20 protein-coding genes and 1 pseudogene are annotated in these 22,664 nt (G+C 65.5%); 4 read left to right on the top strand and 17 right to left on the bottom strand.

Annotation, left to right across the window (positions count from 1 at the left end):
- Positions 1-252 precede the first annotated feature (252 nt).
- The 11 genes from C7T96_RS21560 to C7T96_RS21510 all read right to left on the bottom strand — a co-directional run bounded on the left by C7T96_RS21560 (position 253) and on the right by C7T96_RS21510 (position 14,385).
- Positions 253-1,305: a dipeptide ABC transporter ATP-binding protein gene (locus C7T96_RS21560; protein ID WP_106573321.1), complete on the bottom strand. Its 1,053-nt coding sequence runs from the start codon at positions 1,303-1,305 to the stop codon at positions 253-255.
- Positions 1,305-2,285 carry an ABC transporter ATP-binding protein gene (locus tag C7T96_RS21555; protein ID WP_106573320.1) on the bottom strand — a complete coding sequence of 327 codons (981 nt, stop codon included), beginning with the start codon at positions 2,283-2,285 and terminating at the stop codon, positions 1,305-1,307. Before C7T96_RS21555 ends, C7T96_RS21560 begins: the two co-directional genes overlap by 1 nt.
- Entirely contained in the window at positions 2,282-4,369 is a 2,088-nt protein-coding gene (locus tag C7T96_RS21550; RefSeq protein WP_106573319.1) for a hydantoinase/oxoprolinase family protein, read from the bottom strand. Before C7T96_RS21550 ends, C7T96_RS21555 begins: the two co-directional genes overlap by 4 nt.
- A 34-nt stretch (positions 4,370-4,403) precedes the next feature.
- Positions 4,404-6,410 carry a hydantoinase B/oxoprolinase family protein gene (locus C7T96_RS21545; RefSeq protein WP_106573318.1) on the bottom strand — a complete coding sequence of 669 codons (2,007 nt, stop codon included), beginning with the start codon at positions 6,408-6,410 and terminating at the stop codon, positions 4,404-4,406.
- A 29-nt stretch (positions 6,411-6,439) separates the two neighbouring features.
- A complete protein-coding gene (locus C7T96_RS21540; RefSeq protein ID WP_106573317.1) occupies positions 6,440-7,318 on the bottom strand; it encodes an ABC transporter permease in 879 nt (292 codons plus the stop codon).
- Between the two features lie 2 nt (positions 7,319-7,320).
- Complete coding sequence (locus C7T96_RS21535; RefSeq protein ID WP_245414209.1) at positions 7,321-8,307, bottom strand: ABC transporter permease; 987 nt, start codon at positions 8,305-8,307, stop codon at positions 7,321-7,323.
- Between the two features lie 12 nt (positions 8,308-8,319).
- A complete protein-coding gene (locus C7T96_RS21530) occupies positions 8,320-9,855 on the bottom strand; it encodes an ABC transporter substrate-binding protein (RefSeq protein WP_106573316.1) in 1,536 nt (511 codons plus the stop codon).
- A gap of 29 nt (positions 9,856-9,884) precedes the next feature.
- Positions 9,885-10,985, bottom strand: a complete 1,101-nt coding sequence (locus C7T96_RS21525; RefSeq protein WP_106573315.1) for a Xaa-Pro peptidase family protein — start codon at positions 10,983-10,985, stop codon at positions 9,885-9,887.
- A gap of 11 nt (positions 10,986-10,996) precedes the next feature.
- Positions 10,997-11,716, bottom strand: coding sequence for an aspartate/glutamate racemase family protein (locus C7T96_RS21520; RefSeq protein WP_106573314.1), 720 nt, complete (start codon positions 11,714-11,716; stop codon positions 10,997-10,999).
- Between the two features lie 150 nt (positions 11,717-11,866).
- Positions 11,867-13,060, bottom strand: a complete 1,194-nt coding sequence (locus tag C7T96_RS21515; protein ID WP_106573313.1) for a M20 aminoacylase family protein — start codon at positions 13,058-13,060, stop codon at positions 11,867-11,869.
- Between the two features lie 17 nt (positions 13,061-13,077).
- Positions 13,078-14,385, bottom strand: a complete 1,308-nt coding sequence (locus C7T96_RS21510; protein ID WP_106573312.1) for an FAD-binding oxidoreductase — start codon at positions 14,383-14,385, stop codon at positions 13,078-13,080.
- A gap of 202 nt (positions 14,386-14,587) precedes the next feature.
- Here C7T96_RS21510 and C7T96_RS21505 point away from each other — a divergent pair, with 202 nt between their 5' ends.
- The 4 genes and pseudogenes from C7T96_RS21505 to C7T96_RS21490 all read left to right on the top strand — a co-directional run.
- Positions 14,588-15,490 (top strand): VOC family protein, encoded by a 903-nt coding sequence (locus C7T96_RS21505; protein ID WP_245414208.1) that lies wholly within the window; start codon positions 14,588-14,590, stop codon positions 15,488-15,490.
- A gap of 59 nt (positions 15,491-15,549) precedes the next feature.
- Positions 15,550-16,008, top strand: a complete 459-nt coding sequence (locus C7T96_RS21500; RefSeq protein WP_199190539.1) for an Lrp/AsnC family transcriptional regulator — start codon at positions 15,550-15,552, stop codon at positions 16,006-16,008.
- 52 nt (positions 16,009-16,060) lie between these two features.
- Positions 16,061-16,597: a peptidylprolyl isomerase gene (locus tag C7T96_RS21495; protein ID WP_106573309.1), complete on the top strand. Its 537-nt coding sequence runs from the start codon at positions 16,061-16,063 to the stop codon at positions 16,595-16,597.
- Positions 16,598-16,713: 116 nt separating this feature from the next.
- A pseudogene (locus C7T96_RS21490) lies at positions 16,714-16,827 on the top strand (IS110 family transposase); the annotation flags it as partial.
- A 402-nt stretch (positions 16,828-17,229) separates the two neighbouring features.
- Here the strand turns inward: C7T96_RS21490 and C7T96_RS21485 are convergent.
- The 6 genes from C7T96_RS21485 to C7T96_RS21460 all read right to left on the bottom strand — a co-directional run bounded on the left by C7T96_RS21485 (position 17,230) and on the right by C7T96_RS21460 (position 22,657).
- Entirely contained in the window at positions 17,230-17,742 is a 513-nt protein-coding gene (locus C7T96_RS21485) for a RidA family protein (RefSeq protein ID WP_106573308.1), read from the bottom strand.
- Positions 17,743-17,811: 69 nt separating this feature from the next.
- The gene (locus tag C7T96_RS21480; protein ID WP_106573307.1) at positions 17,812-18,777 is read right to left on the bottom strand and encodes a dipeptide ABC transporter ATP-binding protein; all 966 of its coding nucleotides are present in this window, start codon (positions 18,775-18,777) and stop codon (positions 17,812-17,814) included.
- A complete protein-coding gene (locus tag C7T96_RS21475; protein ID WP_106573306.1) occupies positions 18,774-19,766 on the bottom strand; it encodes an ABC transporter ATP-binding protein in 993 nt (330 codons plus the stop codon). The genes C7T96_RS21480 and C7T96_RS21475 overlap by 4 nt, the downstream gene beginning before the upstream one ends.
- The gene (locus C7T96_RS21470; RefSeq protein ID WP_106573305.1) at positions 19,763-20,899 is read right to left on the bottom strand and encodes an amidohydrolase family protein; all 1,137 of its coding nucleotides are present in this window, start codon (positions 20,897-20,899) and stop codon (positions 19,763-19,765) included. Before C7T96_RS21470 ends, C7T96_RS21475 begins: the two co-directional genes overlap by 4 nt.
- Positions 20,896-21,744, bottom strand: a complete 849-nt coding sequence (locus C7T96_RS21465) for an ABC transporter permease (RefSeq protein ID WP_106573304.1) — start codon at positions 21,742-21,744, stop codon at positions 20,896-20,898. Before C7T96_RS21465 ends, C7T96_RS21470 begins: the two co-directional genes overlap by 4 nt.
- Positions 21,737-22,657, bottom strand: a complete 921-nt coding sequence (locus C7T96_RS21460) for an ABC transporter permease (RefSeq protein WP_106573303.1) — start codon at positions 22,655-22,657, stop codon at positions 21,737-21,739. The genes C7T96_RS21465 and C7T96_RS21460 overlap by 8 nt, the downstream gene beginning before the upstream one ends.
- Between the last annotated feature and the right edge of the window lie 7 nt (positions 22,658-22,664).

Below are 22,664 nucleotides of genomic sequence, written 5' to 3'. Positions count from 1 at the left end.
AATGAACGCCTTCTGCGCATCCGAGAACTTCGATGCCTTCATCGTCTTCCGCTCCTCCCAGCCAAGGGATGTTACCGCGGAAAACTCCAGTTTCGAACGGTCCAGTTTTCAGGGATCAGAGCAGCCCCAACGTCATCAGCGTCCTTGATGCCGAGCTAAGTGAATGTATGCTCCTCCAGTCGCTTGTAGGCGACCTGAGTCCCTGAACCTCCTCAAGAGTTTGGTAGACCCCGTTGATCACGAACATACCGTTCAGTGCGTAAGATTGACGTATCGTTGCATGCGCTTCATTGCGCTGGGGCCGAGTGCGCGCCGATCCGCGTCGTCGCTGAGAATCGGCAGTTCATTGGCGCGGTGGCAGGCGATTTCGCGATCGACCCTATCGGCCAGGGCCGGCGGCTCGCGTCGGCAGCGTTCGACGGCGAACGGGCAGCGCGGATGGAAATGGCAGCCGGGTGGTGGGTCGATCGGGCTCGGCATCTCGCCCAGAATTTCCCTCTTGCGGGCAGCCGTAAGACTGCCCACCCGCGGCACGGCCGACACCAGCATGCGCGTATAGGGATGGCCGGGGGCGTCGAATAGCGCCTTGCGGTCCCCGCGTTCCACAACGCGGCCGAGATACATCACCGCCACCTGGTCGGCCATGTGGCGGACTACGGCCAGATCGTGGGCGATGAACACATAGGCCAGACCAAGGCGCGCCTGAAGGTCCTTGAGCAGGTTGATGATCTGTGCCTGCACGGAGACGTCGAGCGCCGACACCGGCTCGTCGAGCACCAGCAGGCTGGGCTCGACAGCGAGCGCGCGCGCGATGCCGATGCGCTGCTTCTGCCCGCCGGAGAACTGATGCGGATAACGGCGCGCATATTCGGGCCGCAGGCCGACGAGATCGAGCAGTTCGTCCACGCGCTTCCTGCGCGCCGCAGCATCGCCATGACGGTGGATGATCAGCGGTTCCTCGAGAATAGTGCCGACCTTCATGCGTGCGTTGAGCGAGGCCATCGGGTCCTGGAACACCATCTGCACACGCCGCCGCAAGGCAAAGAGGCGCTTGCCGCGCAGGCCGGCGATCTCCTCGCCCTGATAGCGTATCGAGCCGCTCGTGGGAGGTAGCAGACCGCTCGCCATCCGCGCCATGGTCGACTTGCCGCAACCGCTTTCGCCGACGACGGCGAGCGTTTCGCCCGCCCGCACGTCGAAGCTGACGTCGTCGACCGCACGCATCGTTTTACGGTTGAAGACGTGTCCGGTGGCGACCGGATAGGTCTTCGTCAGCCCGCGAACCTCGAGCAGGGCTGGGCCCATCACCAATGCTCCTCCAAGGGCGCGCGCAAGCAGGCCACCTGATGCGCGGGGGTTACCGCGCGCAGAGCCGGCTGCGTGTCGGCGCAGGCCGGTGTCGCGAAGGCGCAGCGCGGATGAAACCGGCAGCCGGCGGGAAAGGAATCGGGAGCCGGCACGATCCCGTCAATGGCGTGCAGCCGCGCCGCTGCGCCGTCCAGTTCGGGAACGCTCGCCAAGAGCCCGATCGTGTAGGGGTGCTGGGGATCGCTGATCAAATCGGCGACCGGGGCGCGCTCGACCACCTGGCCCGCATACATTACCGCCACCTCGTCGGCGATCTCGGAGACCACGCCGAGATCGTGCGTAATGAACACCACCCCCATGCCGGTTTCTTCCTGCAGGCGTTTCAGAAGATCCAGGATTTGCGCCTGCACGCTGACGTCGAGCGCGGTCGTCGGCTCGTCGGCGATCAGGAGTTCAGGTCGCGTCACCAGTGCCATGGCGATCATCACGCGCTGGCGCATCCCGCCCGACAATTCGTGCGGATATTGTTTCATGCGCCGGACCGGGTCCGTCATCTCGACCTGCACCAGCGCATCGAGCGCCCGCCGCTCGAGTTCCTTGCGGCCGGTCGTGCGATCGTGACAGCGCAATGCCTCGACGATCTGGTCGCCGATGGTGAACACGGGATTGAGGCTGGTCATCGGCTCCTGGAAGATCATCGCCATGCGCCGGCCGCGCACCGAACGCATGGCCTCCTCGTCCAGCGCGAGCAGGTCCTGTCCGTCGAGCAACACCTGGCCGGTGCTGACCTCGCCCGGCGCCGGCACCAGCCGCATCAGTGACAGAGACAGCATCGACTTTCCACAGCCGCTTTCACCGACGATGCACAGCGTCCGGCCCCTGTCGACGGAAAGGCTGACCGCATCGACGATCGTCACCGCGCCGTCGGCCGTGGCGAACTCGGTCGTGACGTCGCGAATGTCGAGCAGCGGCATCATGTCCTTTTCGCCGCCGCGTTGCCGTTTTCGATGACCAGATTGCCGGCTGCGTCGGCGCGGCAGCTCCATTCGGGCAGGACCCAGATCGTGGTGTCGCCCTGCTCGATCAACACAGGACCGCGCAGGTTGAAGCCGGCAGCCAGGCACGCACGATCGTAGACGGGCACGTCGACGAATCTCCCAGCGGTAAATACCTGGCGGGAGCGTGCCGGCGTCGCGTCATCCTTGTGCGCGGCCAATTTCGGCAGCGTCAGTCGCGGCATCCGGCCGATCACCCGCACGCGTTGGGTGGTCACGATGACGCGGCTGTCCAAGTCACGATACCCATAATTATCCTCGTGCCGGGCATGGAACAGCGCGGTCAGGGCTTCCGCGTCGAGCGCGTCGCGCATGCCCGGCGGCAGCATCACCTGGAGATCGAAACCCTGGCCGACATACCGCATGTCGAGCAGATATTCGTAGGTGATCTCGTCGAGGAAATCGCCTTCGCCGGCGATCCAGTCGGCAGCTTCGCTCTCCAGCGCGGCATATTCCCGATCGAGCGCGGTTTCGGCGCCCGCGGCCAGGTCGATGCGCAACGAGCTGAGATAGTCGCGTTTGACGTCGGCCAGGACCGCGCCGAGCGCGCAGAAGGTCGCCGGCAGGGCGGGCACCACTGTGGTGGCGATGCCGGCCTCGTCGGCGACCAGGCTGGCATGAGTCGGGCCGGCGCCGCCGAAGGCGAGCAAGGCGTACTCGCGCGGGTCGTCGCCACGGTGGGCGAGTTCGCGCCCCATCTCCGTCGCCATAACGGCCGCCGCGACGCGAATGGCCGCCTCGGCGGCCTGTTCGGCGATGTTGTCACCGGTGAAGTTCAGCCGCTGGCCGATGGTTGCCAGCGCGCTGCGGGCGGCATCGAGATCGAGCTCGATGCGTCCGCCCAGGAACCGCGCCGCGTCGAGCAAGCCGGCGACCAGATAACAATCGGTTATCGTCGGCTGTGTGCCGCCATTGCCGTAACAGATCGGCCCCGGAAAGGCGCCTGCGCTATCGGGGCCGACCTTCATGATGCTGTGAGGGTCCACCCACACGATCGAACCGCCGCCGGCGCCGATCGCCGTCACGCCGATCACCGGCAGAACTAGCGGAAACTCGCCGATGCGCGCCCGCACCGTATTGGCCGGTCGCCCGTCATGCACGACCGCCATGTCGGCGCTGGTGCCGCCGACGTCGACCGTGATCAGCCGCTCGATCCCGGTGTCGGCGGCCACCGCCGACGCCGCCACCACACCGGAGGCGGGACCGGACAGGATCGTGTCGATCGGGCGTCTGCGGGCCGTTTCGAGGCTGAGGATGCCGCCATTATTGGCGGTGATGTAGATCGGCGCGCTCAGGCCGAGGGCGGCCACGCGGCGCTCCAACTTGGTGAAATAGGCCTCCATGAGCGGCTGGGTATAGGCATTGAGCAGCGCCACCATCGAACGCTCATATTCGCGCTTTTCCGGCCAGATCGCCGCCGACGCCGTCACCGAAACGTCCTGCAGCCGCCGCTTCAGCCCTTCCGCGACCTCGCGCTCGAGTTCGGGATGGGCGAAGGAGTGCATCAGCATGACGGTCACCGCCTGAACGCCGGCGCTGCGGAAGGTCGCCGCCATCTCGTCGAGTTCCGCCGGCGAGGCGGTGGCCAACACCGCGCCGTCATGGGCGCAGCGGGCCGAGGTTTCCAGCACGAGGTCGCGCGGCACCAGGGCCTCCTCGCGCGGGGCGGCGAAATCGAAGGCGCTCGGCATCTGCGCGCGCGCGATCTCCAGCACGCCCCGGTTGCCCCGGCTCACAACCATGCCGAGCTTGACGCCGCGACGCTGGATGGTCGCGTTGAGCGCGATCGTGGTTCCGTGCACGATCAGTCCGACGTCGCGCGCCTCGACCCCGGCGAGTTCCAGAAGCTTGGGCACGCCGCGTTCGATCGACAGCGACGGGTCCTGGGGCACGCTCGGTTCCTTGTAGCGGACCACCGCACCGGTGCGTTGGTTGGCGAGGACGAAATCGGTGAAGGTGCCCCCCACGTCGACGCCGATACGGCAAAATGCCTGCTCGATGCTCATACAGCGACCTTTCGTAGTCTTTTTCGTGGCGCCGTCAGGCCGTGGCCTTCGGCAGCAAAGTGTCCATGGCTTCGGTCAGGCGCGCCCGCGCCGCGGCCGGATCGGCGACCAGTTCGTCGAGTGGCGACTGCCGGCCGTCCTTCAGACCGGGCAGCACGCTCTGGAACACCCGCCGGCGCAGTTCGTGGCGGTGGGTTTTCGGCGCGGCGTAGAGCCGCGCGTTCAGGTCCAGCATCGCCTCGTCGCCAAACACCTGTTCCCAAGCGTCGCGTTGCGTGCCGAAGCTGAACACGTCGTTGCGTTCGCTCGGGGCCGCCGCACGCAGGACCGCCGTCGCCGCCTCGTCCACGCGACCGTCGACGATCGCCACGCCGTACTCGCGCATCGCCGCTTCGGCCGTGACGAAGCCGCGCCGCACGTCGGTCTCCACCGCCGCGGGATCGCGTTCGAAAGGATCGCCGACGCCGCCGCCGCCCGGCATGCGCAAGGTGACGGTGTCGCCGCGGCCGAGCCGCACGGGCACGCCCTTCGACACTGGTCGCTCGTCGGGCCTACCCTCGTTGATGATCGCACGCACCAGTGCCCCGGGCTTGCCGCCGGCAAAGCCCCACGGCGCCATGCGCGAGCGTTCCAGCCCGCTGATCTGGATATCGCCCCCGGCCTCGCCGGTCAGCTCGACCACCAAAAGCTGGCCGACGCCGCCGCGCCATTTGCCGGGGCCGCCTGAATCGGGATTGATGTCGTATCTGAGGACCCTGAGCCCCTGTTCCATCTCGATCAGTTCGATCGGCCGATTGCGCATATTGTTGATCGAGTTGTCGCGCCCGTCGACGCCGTCGCGCCCCTCGAAGGCGCCCATTCCCGAGCGCAGCGGCTCGACCACCTCCACGCGCAGCGAGCCGTCCTCGTTCTGCTCGGTGAAGCGGAAGGTCGCCATCGATCCGCCCATGGCCGCCGACATCAGCGACGGGTTGGCCTGCAATACCGCGCCGGTCACGCAGTCGAACAGCCGGTAGGGCGCGCTGTGGCGCATACCGACGGCGACAGGCGGGCGCGCGTCGAAGACCGAGCCCGGCTGGTTGCGCACCGCGATTGAGCGATAGAGCCCGGCATTGCGGGGAATGTCCGGATCGTAGGTGGTCAGGATGCCGGTCAGGCGGAAGGACAGCCAGTACATGCGCCGGCCGAGCGACGGCACGTTGAAGGCCGAGCGGGTCTCGGGATCCGTCCCCGTCAGGTCGAGCAGCACCTCGCCGTCCTTGACTTCCATGCGCAGGCGCACCCGCAGCGGAATGTTGGTCACCACGTCGTCGTCGAGATAGTCCCAGAATTCGTAGACCCCGTCGGGAATACGGCGCAGAACGGCGCGGCCGCGCGCCGCCGTGTAGTCGAGCAGGTCGGTCTGGGCCTGCAGCACGGTCGGTGCGCCGAAGCGCGCGATGATGTCGGCGTAGCGCCTGTTGCCGGTTTCCAGCGCGCCCATCATCGCCTTGAAGTCGGCGATGGTGATGTCGGGCACGCGGGTGTTGAGCCTGATCAGGGCGAGCAGTTCCTCGTTCATCGCCCCGCCCTTGACCAGCTTCATCGGCGGGATGCGCAGGCCTTCCTGGTAGATTTCGTGGCTCGTCGCCGAGACGCTGCCGGGCACCGCGCCGCCGAAATCGAGCGAGTGTATGAAGGACCAGCCATAGCCGATGATCTCGCCGTCGTGGAAATAGGGCTGGATCAGATGCACGTCGGGCAGGTGGGTCGACAGCCCCTCTGAGGCGTAGGGATCGTTGGTGATGATGACGTCGCCCGGCCGAAGGTCGGGCACGGCGTCGATGGTCGACTTGAAATTGGTGTCGATCAGGAAGTTGAAACTGGCCGAGGGCGGATAGGCGAACACGTCGCCGTTGACGTCGAGCATGGCGACGGCGAAGTCGGCCACCTCGTTGACGTAGCTCGAGCGCGCCGTGCGCTGGACGGTAAAATAGATCTCGTCGGTGATGGCGATCAGCTTGCGGCTGATGACTTCGATTGTGACGGGGTCGAGCTTCATGGGGGGTCCTAGGATGTTCTGGAAAACTGTCAGCCGGCGGATCCGGCGGGAGCGGTCCGTTTCCGGGCGGGTTTGCGCTTGAGCGCCGTCTTGGTGACGCGGTTCGGATCGAGCCAGTCGCGGATGCCATCGCCGAGCAGGTTAAAGGCCAGCACGGCGAACATCAGCGACAGTCCGGCCGCCGTCGACATCCAGGGGTCAGCGCGCAGATATTTCAGGCCGTAGGCGAGCGTCCAGCCCCAGGTCGGCGTCGGCGGCTGCACGCCGAGGCCGAGGAAGCTCATCCCGCTTTCGGCCACGATCGCTGTGCCCATGCCGAACGTGGCCAAAACGATCAGCGGCCCCATGATGTTGGGCAGGATGTGGCGCACCATGATGCGCGTCGCCGACGCGCCCAGTCCGCGCGCGGCCACGGCGTAGTCGCGCTCGCGCTCGCTGAGCGTCATGGCCCGGGCCACGCGCGCATACTGGGTCCAGTAGATGGCGGCCAGCGAGAGAATGAGATTGAATGTGCCGGGTCCAAGCACGGCAATGATGGCAAGCGCCAGGACGAAGGCCGGGAAGGCCATGAACACGTCCACGATCCGCATCAGCACCATGTCGACATAACCGCCATGATAGCCGGCGATCAGGCCGAGCGCGGTGCCGACGAGCGCCGAAATCAGCACCGTTCCGATCGAAATCACGATCGACACCCGCGCGCCAGCCGCCAGCCGCGTGGCAAGGTCGCGACCGAAATTGTCCGTTCCCAGCCAATGCTCGAGATCGGGCAAGGCGAAACGGTTGCGCATGTTCATCTGTTCCAGCCCGTAGGGCGAGACGAGATCGTAGAACGCGGCGACCAGCAGCAGGGCGGCCACCATGGCCGCGCCGACGACCAGCAGGGGATTCTGGCGAGCGAACGTCATGGCTAGACCCGGATCCGCGGATCGATCAGCGCATAGGCGAGATCGGTGAGAAGGTTTATGAGGCCGACCAGGACCGCGAAGCTGAGCGCGATGCCCTGGACGAGCGGAAAGTCGCGTTGGGAGATCGCGCCCACGGTGAGTTGGCCGAGTCCCGGCCAGCCGAAAATGCCCTCGACCAGGACGGCGCCGCTCAGCAGGTTGCCGAATTGCAGGCCGATAACGGTCACCACCGGCAGTAGCGCGTTCGACAGGGCGTGCCGCCACACCACGCGCCGCTCCCTGACGCCCTTGGCGCGGGCAGTGCGCACGAAATGGCTGCCCAGCACCTCAAGCATGGATGCGCGTACCAGCCGGCAGATCATCGCCGCGCCCTGCAGCCCCATTGCTATCGACGGCAAGATGAGATGCGACAGCGAATCCGCCAGCGGTCCGAGCCGGCCCTCCAACAGCAGTGCCTTCATCGCCACCACCAGCGGCACGCCGCGATTGATCGCCGGTAGCCAGTTCAGCTCGACCGCGAAGACGTACATCAACAGGATGGCCAGCCAGAACACTGTCAGCGCGACGCCGAGCTGGGCGAAGACGAGCACCAGAAAATCGACCAGGCCGCCCTGGCGCATCGCGGCCACGACGCCGAGCGGCACGCCGATCAATACCGAGACCAGGATCGCGCCGAAGGCCAGTTCCAGGGTCGCCGGCAGACGTTCCAGAATCAACGACAGCACTGGCTCTTTCATGAAAATGGAATTGCCGAGATCGCCGTGCAGCAGATTGGTGACGTAGGTGGTGAACTGGACCAGCAGCGGCTGGTCCAGTCCAAGTTCGTAGCGCATCAGCGCGATCTGCTCCGGCGTCGCGCTGTCGCCGAGCAGGATCCCGACGGGATCGCCGGGTACGAGCTGAATCAACGCGAACGCGACGACGGTCACGCCCACCAGCATGGGCAGGAACAGCAGCCCCCGTTTGACGGTATAGACAAACATGCCCATGCCGGCCGCCCGTTACTGTGCCATCAGGCCGCGGACATAGCCGCGTGCGTCGTCGGGCCGGCCGCCCTCGACCGTTTCCTGCGCGAACGCGTCGAAACCGGTGTAGGAGATGATGTAGTAGGGCACCTCCTCGGCGATGATGCTGGCCGCCTCGCGATAGGCCTCCACGCGCGTTTGCTGATCGGTGGCGCTGCGGCCGAGTTCGAGCGCGGCATCGACCTGCAGGTTGGAATATTTACCCCAGTTGAGCGCTCCGTCGCTGGTAAGCTGCGAATAGGTGCCGCGGTCGGGATCGACGAGGTTCACCCACGACAAAAGCGCGATGTCGTATTTGCCGCTGCGCACATTGGCGATCCAGGCCGGAAAATCCGCGATCTCGATCTTGGCGTCCACGCCCACCTGCTGCATGACGTTCTGGATATACTCGATCGTCTGGATGCGCGCGGAGTCCTCTGAATTGGTGCTGAGCGTGATCGACAGCTTGGTGCCGTCCTTTTGCAGGATGCCGTCGCCACCCTTGGTCCAGCCGAGATCGGCGAGCGCCTTGGCGGCTGCTTCCATGTCGAAGCTCGGCTGGCGGATGGTGTCGGTGTAGCTCCATGCCGAGGTTGGCAGAAGCACCGACGTGCCCGGGATGTCGAGCCCGCCATAGATCTGCTCGACGATCACCTCCTGATCGACCAGCATGCCGAGCGCGTGCCGAAGCTGCGGGTCGCTCAGCACCGGGCTCGCGGTGTTGAAGTTGAGATAGGTGATCGTCAGGCCCGGCAGTTTGGTGTGGGTGAAGCGCTCGTCGTCGGCCAGGCGCTCGACGTCGTCGGGCGACAGCGGCGTCATGATCATGTCGAGGTCGCCGGCTTCGAGCGCCTGGGCGCGGGCGGTGTTGTCGCCGAGCGTGACGAAGGCGATCTCGCCGGTGCCGGGCGCGCCGTCGCGATAGTTCGGATTGGCTTCGAGGACGATCTCGCTGCCGCGGTTCCAGCGCACGAACTTGTAGGGGCCGGTGCCGATCGGATTGCCGGAAAGATCGTGGCCGGCCTCGACCGCGTGCTTCGGCGTGATGCCGACGTCGAGATAGCTGAGCAGCGGCGCGTACGGGTGCTTGAGCTTGAAGGTAACCTGGTTCGGTGCGGTCGCCTCGACGCTGTCGATCGGTGCAAACAGCGAGGCGGCGTTGGATGCCAACTTCGGATCCAGGATTGTCGTGTAGGTAAAGACGACGTCGGCGGCGGTCAGCGGCGTGCCGTCGTGGAACGTCACGCCCTCGCGCAGCGTCACGACCAGCGTGGTCGGATCGACCTGTTCCCACTTGGTGGCGAGGTTCGGCTGCGGCACCAGCTCGCTGTTCATCCGTACCAGGCCGTCATAGACGAGATCGAGAACCCGGTAGTCGGTGGTGTTGCGGGCGGTGCGCGGGTCGAGCGACACCGAATCGACATCCATCCCGATCCGCACTGTGTCGTTCACGGCCAGGGCCGGCAGGGTTCCGAAAGCGAGCGCCGAAAGCGACGCGCCGATCAGGAGACTTCTTCTGGTGATGTTGAACATACAGTTCCTCCTTTTGATATCCGGGCCGGTCAGCCGACGACCAGCAACTCTCTGGGAAGCGCGCTCAGGCTCTCGCAGCCGTCGGCTGTGACAAGAACGTCGTCTTCGATGCGCACGCCGAGCCGCCCCGGACGGTAGAGGCCGGGCTCGATGGTGATGACGTTGCCGGCGACGAGCTCGACATGGTTGCCGCGGATGATCTGCGGCGCTTCGTGCACATCCAGGCCAAGGCCGTGGCCGGTCTTGTGCACGACGTAGTCGGCATAGGGGCTTGCCTCGAGATGGCCGCGCACCGCGTCGTCGAGGGCATGCGCGGTGAGGCCTGGACGGGCGATCTCGCGGCCGAGCGTATTCGCCGCCAGCACGCATTCGTAAAGCGCGCGATCCTCGGGCGAGACGTCGCCGATGAACACGGTACGGGTGATGTCGGAGCGGTAGCCTCCGGCCCCGACGCCGAAATCGAACAACAGCGCGTCGCCGACCTTGAGCCGATAGCTGCCGGCGCGACCGTGCGGCATGGCCGAGCTCGGGCCGGCCAGCACCAGCGGTGGCGAAACCGGTCCCTGTACGGGCTGCGCCAGTATGTTTTGCAGCATCAGGCGTTGGACGTCCTGCTCGCTCATGCCGACGTCGACCTCGTCAAGGGTTGCCGTCAGCGCCGCTTCCGCCATCGCGACCGCCTTGCGCAGGCAGGCGATCTCGGCGTCGTCCTTGACGGCGCGCAGGCCGAGCGTCCAGGCCTGCATGTCGATGAGCTCGGCACCGGGGAAGGCGGCGCGCAGCGCGTTGGCCTCCACAACCCGCATACTGAGCCCCTCCACACCGAGGCGCCGGGCCTCGACAAGCTCGGCCGCCTTGGCGAACGCGGCGGCATAGCCTTCCTCGTCGCGCCAGCGGATCACGTGGGCGTCGCAGGACAGCAGGGTCCAGGAATCGGCCTCCATATCTGGTAGGACCACGACCGGGCGCCCCTGGCGGGGTACGATCAGAACCGTCGGCCGCTCCATGACGTGGAAGACGCCACCCGTCAGGTAGCGGAACGTGGCGCCGGGGATGAAGGCCGCTGCGTCCAGGCCCGCCTCGGCCATGAGGCCGCGTAGCGCGCCGATCCTGTCGCTGCTGTTTGTCATTGTGCCTCGCTCTATTGGACGGTGACCGGTTCGCCAGCTGGCTGCAGCGCGTAGTCAAGCGCGGCATCGGCATGCAGCAGCGTGGAATCGAAGACGGGAAGACTGGTGTCGTCCGCGCCGACCAGCAAGCCGATCTCGGTACACCCCAAAATGACGCTGTCGGCGCCGGCCTTCCGCCCCTTTTCCATGATGGCGCGGTAGGCCGCGCGCGACTCCTCGCGGATGATGCCGCAGCACAGCTCGCCGAAGATGATGTCATGCACGGTGCCGCGATCCTGTTCGTCCGGCACCATGATCTCGACGTCGTAACCACTGCGCACGCGGCTGTGGTAAAAATCCTGTTCCATGGTGTAGCGCGTCGCCAGAAGCAGGGGACGCCGGCAGCCCGCCGCAACGATCGCCCCGGCGGTGACATCGGCAATATGGATCAGCGGCACGTTGACTGCCGAGGCGACCTCTTCGGCGAGCTTGTGCATGGTGTTGGTGCAGATCAGCACCATATCGGCACCGGCCGCCTCGAGACCGCGTGCGGCGGTTGCCAGACGGTCGGCCGCGTCCTGCCATGCATCCGCTTTTTGAAGCGAGACGATTTCCTGGAAATCGAGCGACCGCAAAACGATATCGGCGGAGGCGAGGCCGCCCCGCAGGCTTCGAACCCGTTCGTTGAGATGGCGATAGTAGACGGCCGTGCTTTCCCAGCTCATGCCGCCAAGCAATCCGATGGAGCGCATAGAGAATTCCTTGAATTGGTCGACGTGCTCCGTTCTAGCGATTCGGGCTGGGAATTTGTGACCAAATTTTTGCGGCATTTCCAAAAAAATTCAAATTTCATGCTATCTAGAATTTCAGAAGAGATATTTCATGCTCGATTATTGTTCTCATTATGGATTTTGTTTCTCGGTGTTCGTTTTCGGCGGCAGGCGCTGTCCGACGAGCCTGGTCCAGTAAGAGCATCCCCAGGGGATAAGCTCGTCGTTGAAGTCGTAGGCGGGGTGGTGCAGGCCCGGGCCGGCGCCGTTGCCGGCGAAAATGATCGCGCCCGGCACCTGCTCCAGCATGAAGGCGAAATCCTCGCCGCCAAGGCTCGGCGTCAGATCGGTCGCCACCTGCTGCGTGCCCGCGACCGCCATGGCCGCCTCCGCGGCGCGCGCCGTTCCGTCGGCGTCGTTCACAGTCACCGGGTAATGTCTCACATAGTCCAGATCGGCCGCGCAGCCGAAAGCGGAGGCAATGCCTGCGACCGCCGCGCCAAGGCGGTTCTCGACCATGTCGCGGACCTGCGCGTCAAGCGTGCGCACAGTGCCGTTGAGGGCGACCTCTGTCGGAATGACGTTGAAGGCATCGCCGCCATGGAGGCTGGTGATCGACACGACCGCCGATTTTAGCGGATCCAGATTGCGCGACACGACGGTCTGGAGCGCCTGGATCATCGCCCCGGTTACCGGAATGGGATCGACCGTGTTGTGCGGAAAGGCGGCATGGCCGCCGACGCCGCGGACGCGAATGCGGATTTCGTCGACCGATCCCATGACCGGCCCGGGCGCGATCGCGAAATGTCCGAGCGGCAGGTTCGGCTTGTTGTGCAGGCCGTAGACTTCGTCGACCGGGAAACGCTCGAACAGGCCGTCCTCGATCATCGCCCTGGCGCCGGCGCCGCCTTCCTCGGCGGGCTGGAAGATCAGCACGACCGTGCCGTCGAAGGTGCGGTTTTCGGCAAGATGGCGAGCGGCGCCCAGCAGCATCGTCGTGTGGCCGTCATGGCCGCACGCATGCATCAGGCCGGGTTTGGTCGAGGCCCAGGCCGCGCCGGTCTCCTCGCTGACCGGTAAGGCGTCCATGTCGGCGCGCAGGCCGATCGCGCGTCCGCTGGTGGCGGTCGCGCCGCGGATCACGCCCGCCACGCCGGTGCGGCCGATCCCGGTGGCGACTTCGTCGACGCCGGCCGCGTGCAAGGCCTGCGCGACGCGCCCGGCGGTGCGGTCGACGTCGTAGAGCAGTTCGGGATGGGCGTGCAGGTCGCGGCGGAAGGAGATGAGTTCGTCCAGATGGCGGGAAACCCAGTTTTCGACGGCCATGTCCGGGATACCTGTCTTCAGCGCGGATTGATTTCGACGTGGTCGCGGCGTTTCAGCCAGGCGAGCACGAACGGCGCGACACGGCGCGCGATCGGGTAAAACGGCATCGGGTCGACGTCGGTGACCGGCAGGGCGAGTGTGTCGAGCGGCTCGCCGCGTATCGCGCGGGCCAGTTCGCGCCCGAGCGCCACAGACAAGGCGACGCCGCGCCCGTTACAGCCGACCCAGCTCCACAGATCCGGCGCCAGGCGGTGGATATGCGGATGGCGGTCGAGGGTTATGCCGACCCGGCCGTTCCACACATGGGTGAACCGCACGCCCTCGAGCCCGGGAAAGGCCTCAGCCATGCGCGCGGACGCATTCGCCGCCACGCGCGCTGCGGCCTTGTGGGTGCCGAGCACGGAACCGCCGGTCACGAGACGGTTGCGCGCGTCGTAGCGAAAAAAGCGCAGATCGGCGCGCGTGTCGGACACAGCCTGTCGGCCGGGCACGAGCGCCGCCCGCACCGCCTCGTTGAGCGGCGGCGTCGACATCTGCCATGACAGGATCGGCACGACCGAGCGCGCGATGCGGCGCTCGAAGTGCGTGGTGAGCGCATCCGTATACGCATTGGTCGCCAACACCACCGTGCGCGCCCTGACCGCGCCGTGCGCTGTGGCGACCCGCCAGCCATCGCCGTCGCGTGCGTAGCCGGTCACGATGGAGTGTTCGTGAATGACGACGCCGCGACGCTCGCATGCTGCGGCAAGTCCGCGCACGAAGGCCAGCGGGTTGATGTGGCCGCCGGTCGGGTTGAACATGCCGCCATGCCAGAAATCGGTTCCGAGCAGGCGGGTGCTGGCGTCCCGGTCGAGCAATTCGGCCGGTGCCCCGAACCGGCGCCAGGTTGCCACGCGATTCTCACTGAGCCGCACCCGCCCGGGTGAGTGAGCCGGCTGGTACCAGCCGGTCTGTTCCGCCTCGCAATCGATCTTTTCGTCGCGCGCCAGGTCGAATAACGTTGTCGCGCTTTGCGCGATGAGATGCACGAAGCGCTCTCCGGTCTCGCCAAAACGCCTGACCAGCGCATCCGGTTCTACGGCCGACATGGTCGGGATCACCTGGCCATTATTGCGTCCGGAAGCGCCCCAGCCGAGCTCGAACCCCTCCAGCACCACGGTCGAAAGGCCGCCGCGCGCCAGATGCAACGCCGTCGACAGGCCGCACATGCCGCCGCCGACCACCACCGCGTCGGCCTCGATCGTGCCGCGCAACGGTGCCGCGGCGGCGCGCGGCGCGGTCACGGCGTTCCAGAGCGAGGACGGCCATTCTGGGGCAGGGGGCATGAAGTACTCCGGCAGGCAAGGACGTTCGCGGGAATCCGCTCGGTCTTTCGCGGCGGCCCGGACGGGCACCGTCGAGCCCATCACTGCAACCGGCTTGCCCGCAAGTCAATAGAAAGGACTCCTCATTCTCTTGATAATTATGTAATCATATGCTCAATTTCTACATATGGATGTGATTTCCATCCAAGAAAGAGGCATTGTTGTGAAATCAACCTTCGTGCCGGAAGCGCCTGCGGCCAAGCATGATACGCCCCATCCGGTGCGCGGGGTCGACCATTGCTTCTTGTTGGTGCGCGATCTCGACAGCAGTCTGGAGCAATACCGCAGGCTCGGCTTTACCGTTTCGCCGCGTGGTCTTCACAGCGCCAAAAAGGGTACGGCCAACCATACGATCATGCTCTCCGACAACGACTATTTCGAGTTGTTGGGCGTTGTGGCCGATACGCCAGAGAACGCACCGCGGCGCGCGTTGCTCGCCAGCGGCGGCGAGGGGCTTTACGCTGTGGCCTGTCGCATTGAGGACGCGTACGTGGCCAAGGTGGGCCTTGCCGCGCGCGGCATCGCCACCGGGGCGGTCAACGATTTCGACCGGCCGTTGACATTGCCAGACGGTACCCGCGCTACCGCCGCCTTTTCGACGCTCGCCTTCGAGGCCGCGGAGGTGCCGGTCGGCATCGCCTTCATGTGCCAGCACCGCACCCGCGACCTGGTCTGGCGGCCCGAATTGATGGAGCACGCCAACGGCGCCAGGGCGCTTGCCGGCATGGGTGCCGCGGTCGATGCGCCCGAAGCGGCGGCCAGACGCTATGCCCGACTGTTCGCGGCCGGGCGCGCTGTCGTCATCGGCGATGGCTGGCGGGTCGAAACGGGTTCGATCCCCGTCGATTTCGTCACACGCGATGCGCTCGGGCGCCGCTATGACGGCCTCGACACTACCGGGCTGGCGAGCGGCGCCTTCGCCGTTTTGCAGATCGCGGTCGCCGACCGGGCGGCGGCCGAGCGTCTGCTCGCCGCTGCCGCCATCCCCTATCGGACCATGCCGCACGGTCTTGCTGTCAGCCCGGCAGCCGCCAGCGGCGCCATCATCGAGTTTATCGGCCCATGAGCGAAAACAGTTCGAAAACGGCCAAGGTCGGCGGCGGGACGCCTGTCGGCGGTCGCGGAATAGACGACATCGACCGCAAGATCCTGGATGCGCTGCAGCACGACAGCGACCGGCCGGTCAGCGAAATCGCCGACGAGGTCAATCTGTCGTCGACGCCGTGCTGGCGGCGCATCCGCAGGCTGGAGGAACTCGGCTTCATCAAGAAGCGCGTCGCGCTGGCCGACCGGCGACAGATGAACGTCGCGATGACGGTGTTTGTCGGCGTCAAGGCGCCGCGCCATCAGATCGATTGGCTGGACGATTTCCGTAAGCTGATCGAAAACACGCCCGAAGTCGTGGAGGCCTACCGGCTGACCGGCGAGACTGACTATTTGATCAAGATCGTCGTGCCCAATATCGAGGTCTACGACACGGTCTACAAGCGCATGATCTCAAAGCTCGAATTTTCCGACTTCAATTCGTCGATCAGCATGGAGGAGATGAAGTTCACAACCGCCGTGACGACGAAATATATCTGATTCGACATTTTTTTCGCCGCGCTGCGGCACCCTGCATGAAAACGAGGACGACATGAGCGCATCCGCCCCGACACGGGTCGAGGTCGAAACCGAGCTTGGCAGCTTCACGCTGGCTGTTGACGAGGCCAACGCACCGATCAGCGCCGGCAATTTTCTCGCCTATGTCGATGGCGGCCATCTCGACGGCAGCGCGGTCTACCGGATCGTCACCATGCACAATCAGCCGCCCGAGACACCACACAAGATCGAGGTCATCCAATGGGGGTGGCGCCTGATCGACGGCACCGAACCGCCATTTCCGCCGATCCCGCACGAGCCGACCTCGCAGACCGGGCTGCGGCATCTGGACGGGACGCTGTCGATGGCCCGGCGCGCGCCGGGCACTGCGGGGCCGGGTTTCTTCATCTGCCGCGGCGACCAGCCCGAACTCGACGAGGGCGGCGGCCGCAATCCCGATCGCGCCGGCTTTGCGGCGTTCGGCCAGCTTGTCTCCGGCCGCCAGACCATTGAAAACCTGTTCGCTCGCGCAACAAGCAAGGAATATCTGGATACGCCGATCCAAATCGTTCGGGTTGCCCGATTGGGCTAGATGCCATAGTGGGCCGACGCTCCTCGCATAGCCAGGAAGGCGGCTGTCCCTCAGCGTGATGATGTTGATAACGGGGTCCGATTGTGTCGGCCCCAAGCATCAAGCGAGGGACAACCATCGACTATTGTGCAGGAATTGATGTGTCGCTGGAACAGAGAAGCGCTTGCGTAGTCGATTCATCGGGCAAGATCGTGCGAGAGACGAAGGTGGCGAGTGAGCCAGAGGCACTGTTGCAGCATTTTTCCGATCTGGAATTGCCGGTCATCTGCGTTGTTCATGATGTCTGGCACGCCGAAGTGGTGTCATCAGCCGATCGGCGAAGCAAAGCACGACGTGTTCGACTGCATCGAAATGTTCTACAATCCCAAACAGAAGCACGTTAGAAACGGAATGCTGTCACCCGTCGAGTTCGAGCGGCAGCAGAAGATGTAACCCGATGACGCCCAGGGAAATCGGGGCTATTCAGTAACCTCTCAAGTCGCGCCATTTTCAAACGGAACCGCGCCGTCGCTCTCGCCGAGTGGCGCAGTTTTCTTGCGGCATAGGGGACAGAGTCGCTGTCCATGCAGAGACTGGTTCGAATTGGTCTGCCAGCACCGCCATTATCTGACTGTACGACCCGGAGAGATAGGTTACAGTTTCTCTGGGGCGAATAGTTCGACCGCGACGACCAGTTCTATCTCGACGGTGATGTTTCCCGGCAGCGATCCCAGTCCGACGGCTGAGCGCGCATGCTGGCCGTTTTCGCCGAATGTCATGACGAGCAGATCGGAACAGCCGTTGATGACGTCGGGATGGTGGGCGAAGTCCGGGGTTGCGTTGACCATGCCCAGGAGCTTGACCACGCGCCTGACGCGGTGAAGCTCGCCGAGGGCGGCGCGCATGACCGAAAGCAGGTTCATGCCGGTCAGCCGCGCATGCGCGTAGGCCTGTTCGACCGAAACATCGGCGCCCACTTTGCCGGTATGCAGGCGTCCGTCGGCCTCACGCGGCCCCTGGCCGGACAGGAACAGAAGCTCGCCCTCGCGCACATGCGTCAGGAAGTTGCCGATCGGCGGCGGGGGAGGCGGCAGAACGACCCCCATTTGCGCAAGCCGTTCCTCGGGGGAGCGACCGGCCGCTGGGCCGGAACATGCGAGATTCATCGAAGACTCCATGATTGCCGAACGCAGGGCTTGCGTTGGCCGTGTCCGCGCCGGCGGCGCGGCGGTTGATCAATCAGCATGGTGGCACGCGGTCTCGGCGCCGGACGCAACACGGCGCAGAAGCGGCCGCTCGCGGCGGCAGATGTCGGTCGCGACCGGGCAACGCGGATGGAACGCGCAGCCGGAGGGCGGGTCCAGCGGACTGGGCACCTCGCCGCGCGGCACCTTGAGGCGACGGTGGCGGCGCGACGGATCGGGCTTGGGCACGGCATCCATCAGCGTGCGCGTATAGGGGTGGCTGGGCTGCTGATAGACACGCGCGGTGTCGCCGATTTCCACGATGCGGCCCAGATACATCACCGCGACCCGGTCGCTGATGTGCTGCACGATGCCGAGATCGTGCGCGACGAACAGATAGGCGAGACCGAATTCGCGCTGGATGTCCGACATCAGGTTGACAACCTGTGCCTGGATCGACACGTCCAGGGCCGATACCGGTTCGTCGGCGACGATCAGAGCCGGGTTGAGCGCCAGGGCGCGGGCGATCGCCAGCCGCTGGCGCTGGCCGCCGGAGAATTTCGACGGCACGTTGCGCATCTGGTCCGGCCGCAATCCGACCTTTTCGAACAGGTCGGCGACCCGCTCGCGTCGCCGCGCGGCGCCGCGCATGCCGCTGACCAGAAGCGGCTCGGCGACGATATCCTGGGCGCGCTGTCGCGGATCGAGTGAACCGTTCGGATCCTGGAAAATCATCTGCACGCGGCGTCGCAACGGGCGCATGCGGCGATGGGACAAATGGGAAATGTCGATGCCGTCGAGAAGGATCTTTCCGTCGCTCGGCTCAAGCAGCCTGACGATCATCTTGCCGACGGTCGACTTGCCGCAGCCCGATTCGCCAACCAGGCCGAGCGTTTCGCCTGCGGCGATGGAGAAGGAAACGTCGTCGACGGCGTGAACGGTTCGCGCCTTACCGGCGAGCCCGCCGGCAATGGTGAAGCGCTTGCCCAGATTGCTGACCTCAAGCAGCTTGCTCATGCCGCGCCTTTCATCGGATACCAGCATGCCGCGCGGTGTCCGGGCGCCATGTCGGACAGTGGCGGTCGTTCGTCCTCGCATCGCTGCCGGGCTCGCGGGCAGCGCGGCGCAAAGGCGCAGCCGCGGGGCAGGGCCCACAGTGCGGGCACGGTGCCGGGAATTTCGGCAAGACGGCCGCGTTCGGTGGCGCGGCCGGCCTCGGCGATATGCGGGATCGAACCGAGCAGGCCGTGGGTGTAGGGGTGCTGGGGGGCGGCAAACAATCGTTCGGTCGTCGTCTCCTCGACAATCCTGCCGGCATACATGACGGCCACGCGGTCGGCCGTTTCGGCGACGACGGCCAGATCATGGGTGATCAGGATCGTCGCGGCGCCGACGGCGGCCTGCAGGTCGCGGAACGTTTCCAGGATCTGGGCCTGGGTGGTCACGTCCAGCGCCGTGGTCGGCTCGTCGGCGATCAGCACATCCGGATCGCAGGCCAGTGCGAGCGCGATCACCACGCGTTGGCGCATGCCGCCCGACATTTGGTGCGGATAGTCGTCGAAACGCCGCTTCGGATCGGGTATGCGCACCTGTTCGAAGATCTCTTCCACGCGCCGTCTGGCGGCGGCGGCGTCGAGCCCCTTGTGCAGGCGCAGGGCCTCGGCGACCTGCGGGCCGACGCGCATCGACGGATTGAGCGATGTCATCGGTTCCTGGAAGATCAGGCCGATGCGATTTCCCCTTATCGAGCGCAGGCTGGCCTCGCTCGCCGCGGCAAGGTCGAGTTCGTCGAACAGGATGCGGCCCTTGCTGATCCGCGCGACCGGCTCGGGCAAGAGTCGCATGATCGCCAGGGCGGTCATGCTCTTGCCCGAGCCGGATTCTCCCACCAGCGCAAGCACTTCGCCGCGCGCGACGGTGAAGGACAGATCGCTTACGGCATCGAATGTGCGGTCCCGGGCGGACAGTTCCACGGTTAGGTCCTGGATCGAGAGAAGCGGCGTCATCCGGTGCCGTCCCGCCCGGCGAGCGCCGGGATGAGCGCGACCGCGTTGTCGCGCAGGATGGCGCGTCGATCCCGGTCCGAAAGATAGTCGGCGTAGTGGGTGAAATAGGTCAGCGACTGCGCATAGGTGCAGTAGCGGTCGACATTGGGCGCGTCGGAGCCCCACAGGAAGCGCTCCGCGCCGAAGCGCTCGACCAATTGGCGGATATGAAGGTGCGCGCGCGGGTAGGGGTAGTCCTGCCGCCCGCCCCAGGCGATCGGGTAGAGAATTTCGGCGGAAACCGGCGCCTGGGAAAGCAGTGTGTCGATCACGGCGGGAAGCGTGAGACGATCCTGGTCGTCGGCATAAAGCGATGTCGGCACGCCGTGAACCAGAACATGGCGAATGCCGGGAAAGCGCTCCACGATGCGTTCCAGATGGCGCATCTCGTCTTCATAGGTGCCAACCGGCGAGTTTGCCGACTGGACCCAGAACACCGGCAGGCCGCTCTGCTCGATGAAGCGCCAGAAGGGGTCGTAGACGGCGTCGGAGTGCATTGGCCGGTAGCCGCTGCGAAACAGCCCCGTCGTGGTAAAATAGACGCCTGCCATCTTCAGACGACCGATCTCGTCGGCAAGGCGCTGCAGTTCCTCGTCGGTATAGGCGAAGGCCTCCTCGACCTGGGCAAGGCCGACCAAGCGGCCCGGATGCGCGCCTGCCGCGGCGGCAAAATCCTTGGCCAGATTGCCGTAAATATGGTCGTTTTGGAGAATCGCGGCCGCAACACCGGCATTGTCCATGAACGCCAGCAGCTTTTCGGCGCTCATCGACAGGTCGTCCATCCAGGGTGGCAGGAACTGAACGTAAAAATCCTCGCCGCCGCTCGTCCATTCGAAGCGGCCGAACCGCCCGGCCCGGAAGGCGCAGTCGCGCCGGCCCGCAGGTGACGGGTCGGTCTGGTTCCACAGCATGCGCTCGGTGACCAGGGAGCCGTCGCGGGTTCGGCGGTAGGGTTGGTTTCCATGCATGTGCATGGCGCGCTGCTGGTGCAGCCGGTGCGTTTCCACGTCGGGAAAACCGGCAGCACCGGCGGCCGGGGGGAAGATGTGGGCGTGGCAGTCGATGATGCCGAAATCCATTGTGGACACCGTCATGAGCTTGAACCTGGATCGAACACGTCGCGCAGACCGTCGCCGAAGGCGTTGAAGGCGAGAACGAGGAGGGAGATCGCGATGCCCGGGGCGATCACGAGGTGCGGGGCCATGGTCAGATATTCCCGGCTGGCGCCGAGCATGGTTCCCCATTCGGGCGCGGGTGGCTGGACACCGAGCCCGAGGAAACCCAGCGCCGAGCCGATCAGCACCGCCTGGCCCGCATTGAGGCTGAGCTCGATGATGATGACAGTCGCCGCGTTGGGCAGGATGTGGCGCAGGAGGATGCGCGTATGGCTCATGCCCACGGTGATTGAGGCGGCGACGAAATCTTCCTGTGCGAGTTCGATCACCCGGCCCCGGACAAGCCGTGCCAGCGGCGGGATGAAGCTCGCCGTGATGGCGATGGTGAGCCCGGTTGCGCTGGAGCCGGCAACCGAGGCGATGGCGATCGCAAGCACGATGTTGGGCACGGTCAGCAGGAGATCGATGATCCCGGTGACCACGCGGTCGGTTACGCCGCCGAAATAACCGGCAATGGCGCCCAGCGCGACCCCGCCAATGCCGGCGAAAAGGACCGAAGCGAGTGCAATCGATAGCGTATAACGCGTGCCGACGATGATGCGCGAAAGGATGTCGCGCCCGACATTGTCGGTGCCGAGAAGATGGGTCGCCGAGGGCGGCTCGAGCATCGCGAAAAGGTCCTGGGCGTTGGGATCGTGTGGCGCCACGACCTCGCCGAAAAGTGCCAACAGTGCGAAGACTGCCAGCAGGCTCACGCCCAGCCACAGGAACACGTTGACGCCTCGTCGCCGCCTTGCCGGCCGTGCCGGCGTGACCTCATGCATAGCGCAACCTCGGATTGACGAAGCGATAGATGATCTCGACGGCGATGTTGATGACGAGGAAGGATACGACGAAGATCAGCGCGATCGCCTGAACGAGCGTGTAGTCGCGCACCGAGACCGCCGTCAGCATCAGGTCGCCGATGCCCGGCCATGCGCAGAGCCTTTCGATGACCACCGACCCGCCGAGCAGATATCCCGTTTGAAGGCCGATCACGGTAACCGTCGGGATCATCACATTGCGCAACACGTGTCCACGCAACACGCCGTCATGGGAAAGACCCTTGGCGCGCGCGGTGCGTACATAGTCCTTGCGCAGTTCCTCGATCACGACGCCCCGCGTCATCCTGGCCACCAGCGCGATCAGCCGTGCGGCGAGCGCGAGCGTTGGAATGACCAGCGATGTCGGTCCCGCTGCGCCGAAACTGGGCAGCAACCCGAGATTGACCGACAGGAAGGCGATCAGCAGCATGCCGAGCCAGAAATTCGGCACCGCGAGTAGGCCCACGACGGTGAACGAGATCAGGTAGTCCGGCCATCGATTGCGGAAGGCGGCGGCGACGATGCCGGCGGGTATGCCCGCAAGGATAGTTAGCACGATGGCCGATACCGTCAGGGCGACCGTGGCCGGCAGTCTGTCGACGATATGGGGAAGCGGATTGCCGCGGAAGGTGGTGGAATAGCCGAAATCCCCGACGGCGAGGCCCGCGAGATGCTTGAGATATTGTTCCGCCAGGGGACGGTCGAGGCCGAGCCGGATGCGCACCGCCTCGATCTCTTCCTGGGTTGCGGTGGCTCCGGCGACGAAGGCCGCTTCGTCGCCGGGCACCGACTTGAAGATGATGAACAGGATCGTCACGACTCCCAGCACCACCAAGGGAATCATCGCAAAACGCTTGACGAGGAACCTGAACATCGTGCCG

Source organism: Nitratireductor sp. StC3, from assembly GCF_003015025.1.
Taxonomy (GTDB): Bacteria; Pseudomonadota; Alphaproteobacteria; order Rhizobiales; family Rhizobiaceae; genus Mangrovimarina; species Mangrovimarina alexandrii.
This window is presented reverse-complemented; position numbering and strand designations above follow the sequence as displayed.

Bases quoted from the DNA above. Each gene is read 5' to 3' on its own strand.
- C7T96_RS21545 (WP_106573318.1), bottom strand. From the start codon at position 6,410: ATGAAGCTCGACCCCGTCACAATCGAAGTCATCAGCCGCAAGCTGATC.
- C7T96_RS21510 (WP_106573312.1), bottom strand. From the start codon at position 14,385: ATGCCCCCTGCCCCAGAATGGCCGTCCTCGCTCTGGAACGCCGTGACC.
- C7T96_RS21480 (WP_106573307.1), bottom strand. From the start codon at position 18,777: ATGAGCAAGCTGCTTGAGGTCAGCAATCTGGGCAAGCGCTTCACCATT.
- C7T96_RS21475 (WP_106573306.1), bottom strand. From the start codon at position 19,766: ATGACGCCGCTTCTCTCGATCCAGGACCTAACCGTGGAACTGTCCGCC.
- C7T96_RS21470 (WP_106573305.1), bottom strand. From the start codon at position 20,899: ATGACGGTGTCCACAATGGATTTCGGCATCATCGACTGCCACGCCCAC.
- C7T96_RS21520 (WP_106573314.1), bottom strand. From the start codon at position 11,716: ATGCGCTCCATCGGATTGCTTGGCGGCATGAGCTGGGAAAGCACGGCC.
- C7T96_RS21460 (WP_106573303.1), bottom strand. From the start codon at position 22,657: ATGTTCAGGTTCCTCGTCAAGCGTTTTGCGATGATTCCCTTGGTGGTG.
- C7T96_RS21495 (WP_106573309.1), top strand. From the start codon at position 16,061: ATGAGCGCATCCGCCCCGACACGGGTCGAGGTCGAAACCGAGCTTGGC.
- C7T96_RS21540 (WP_106573317.1), bottom strand. From the start codon at position 7,318: ATGACGTTCGCTCGCCAGAATCCCCTGCTGGTCGTCGGCGCGGCCATG.
- C7T96_RS21550 (WP_106573319.1), bottom strand. From the start codon at position 4,369: ATGAGCATCGAGCAGGCATTTTGCCGTATCGGCGTCGACGTGGGGGGC.
- C7T96_RS21485 (WP_106573308.1), bottom strand. From the start codon at position 17,742: ATGAATCTCGCATGTTCCGGCCCAGCGGCCGGTCGCTCCCCCGAGGAA.
- C7T96_RS21535 (WP_245414209.1), bottom strand. From the start codon at position 8,307: ATGGGCATGTTTGTCTATACCGTCAAACGGGGGCTGCTGTTCCTGCCC.
- C7T96_RS21465 (WP_106573304.1), bottom strand. From the start codon at position 21,744: ATGCATGAGGTCACGCCGGCACGGCCGGCAAGGCGGCGACGAGGCGTC.
- C7T96_RS21555 (WP_106573320.1), bottom strand. From the start codon at position 2,285: ATGATGCCGCTGCTCGACATTCGCGACGTCACGACCGAGTTCGCCACG.
- C7T96_RS21525 (WP_106573315.1), bottom strand. From the start codon at position 10,985: ATGACAAACAGCAGCGACAGGATCGGCGCGCTACGCGGCCTCATGGCC.
- C7T96_RS21560 (WP_106573321.1), bottom strand. From the start codon at position 1,305: ATGGGCCCAGCCCTGCTCGAGGTTCGCGGGCTGACGAAGACCTATCCG.
- C7T96_RS21530 (WP_106573316.1), bottom strand. From the start codon at position 9,855: ATGTTCAACATCACCAGAAGAAGTCTCCTGATCGGCGCGTCGCTTTCG.
- C7T96_RS21515 (WP_106573313.1), bottom strand. From the start codon at position 13,060: ATGGCCGTCGAAAACTGGGTTTCCCGCCATCTGGACGAACTCATCTCC.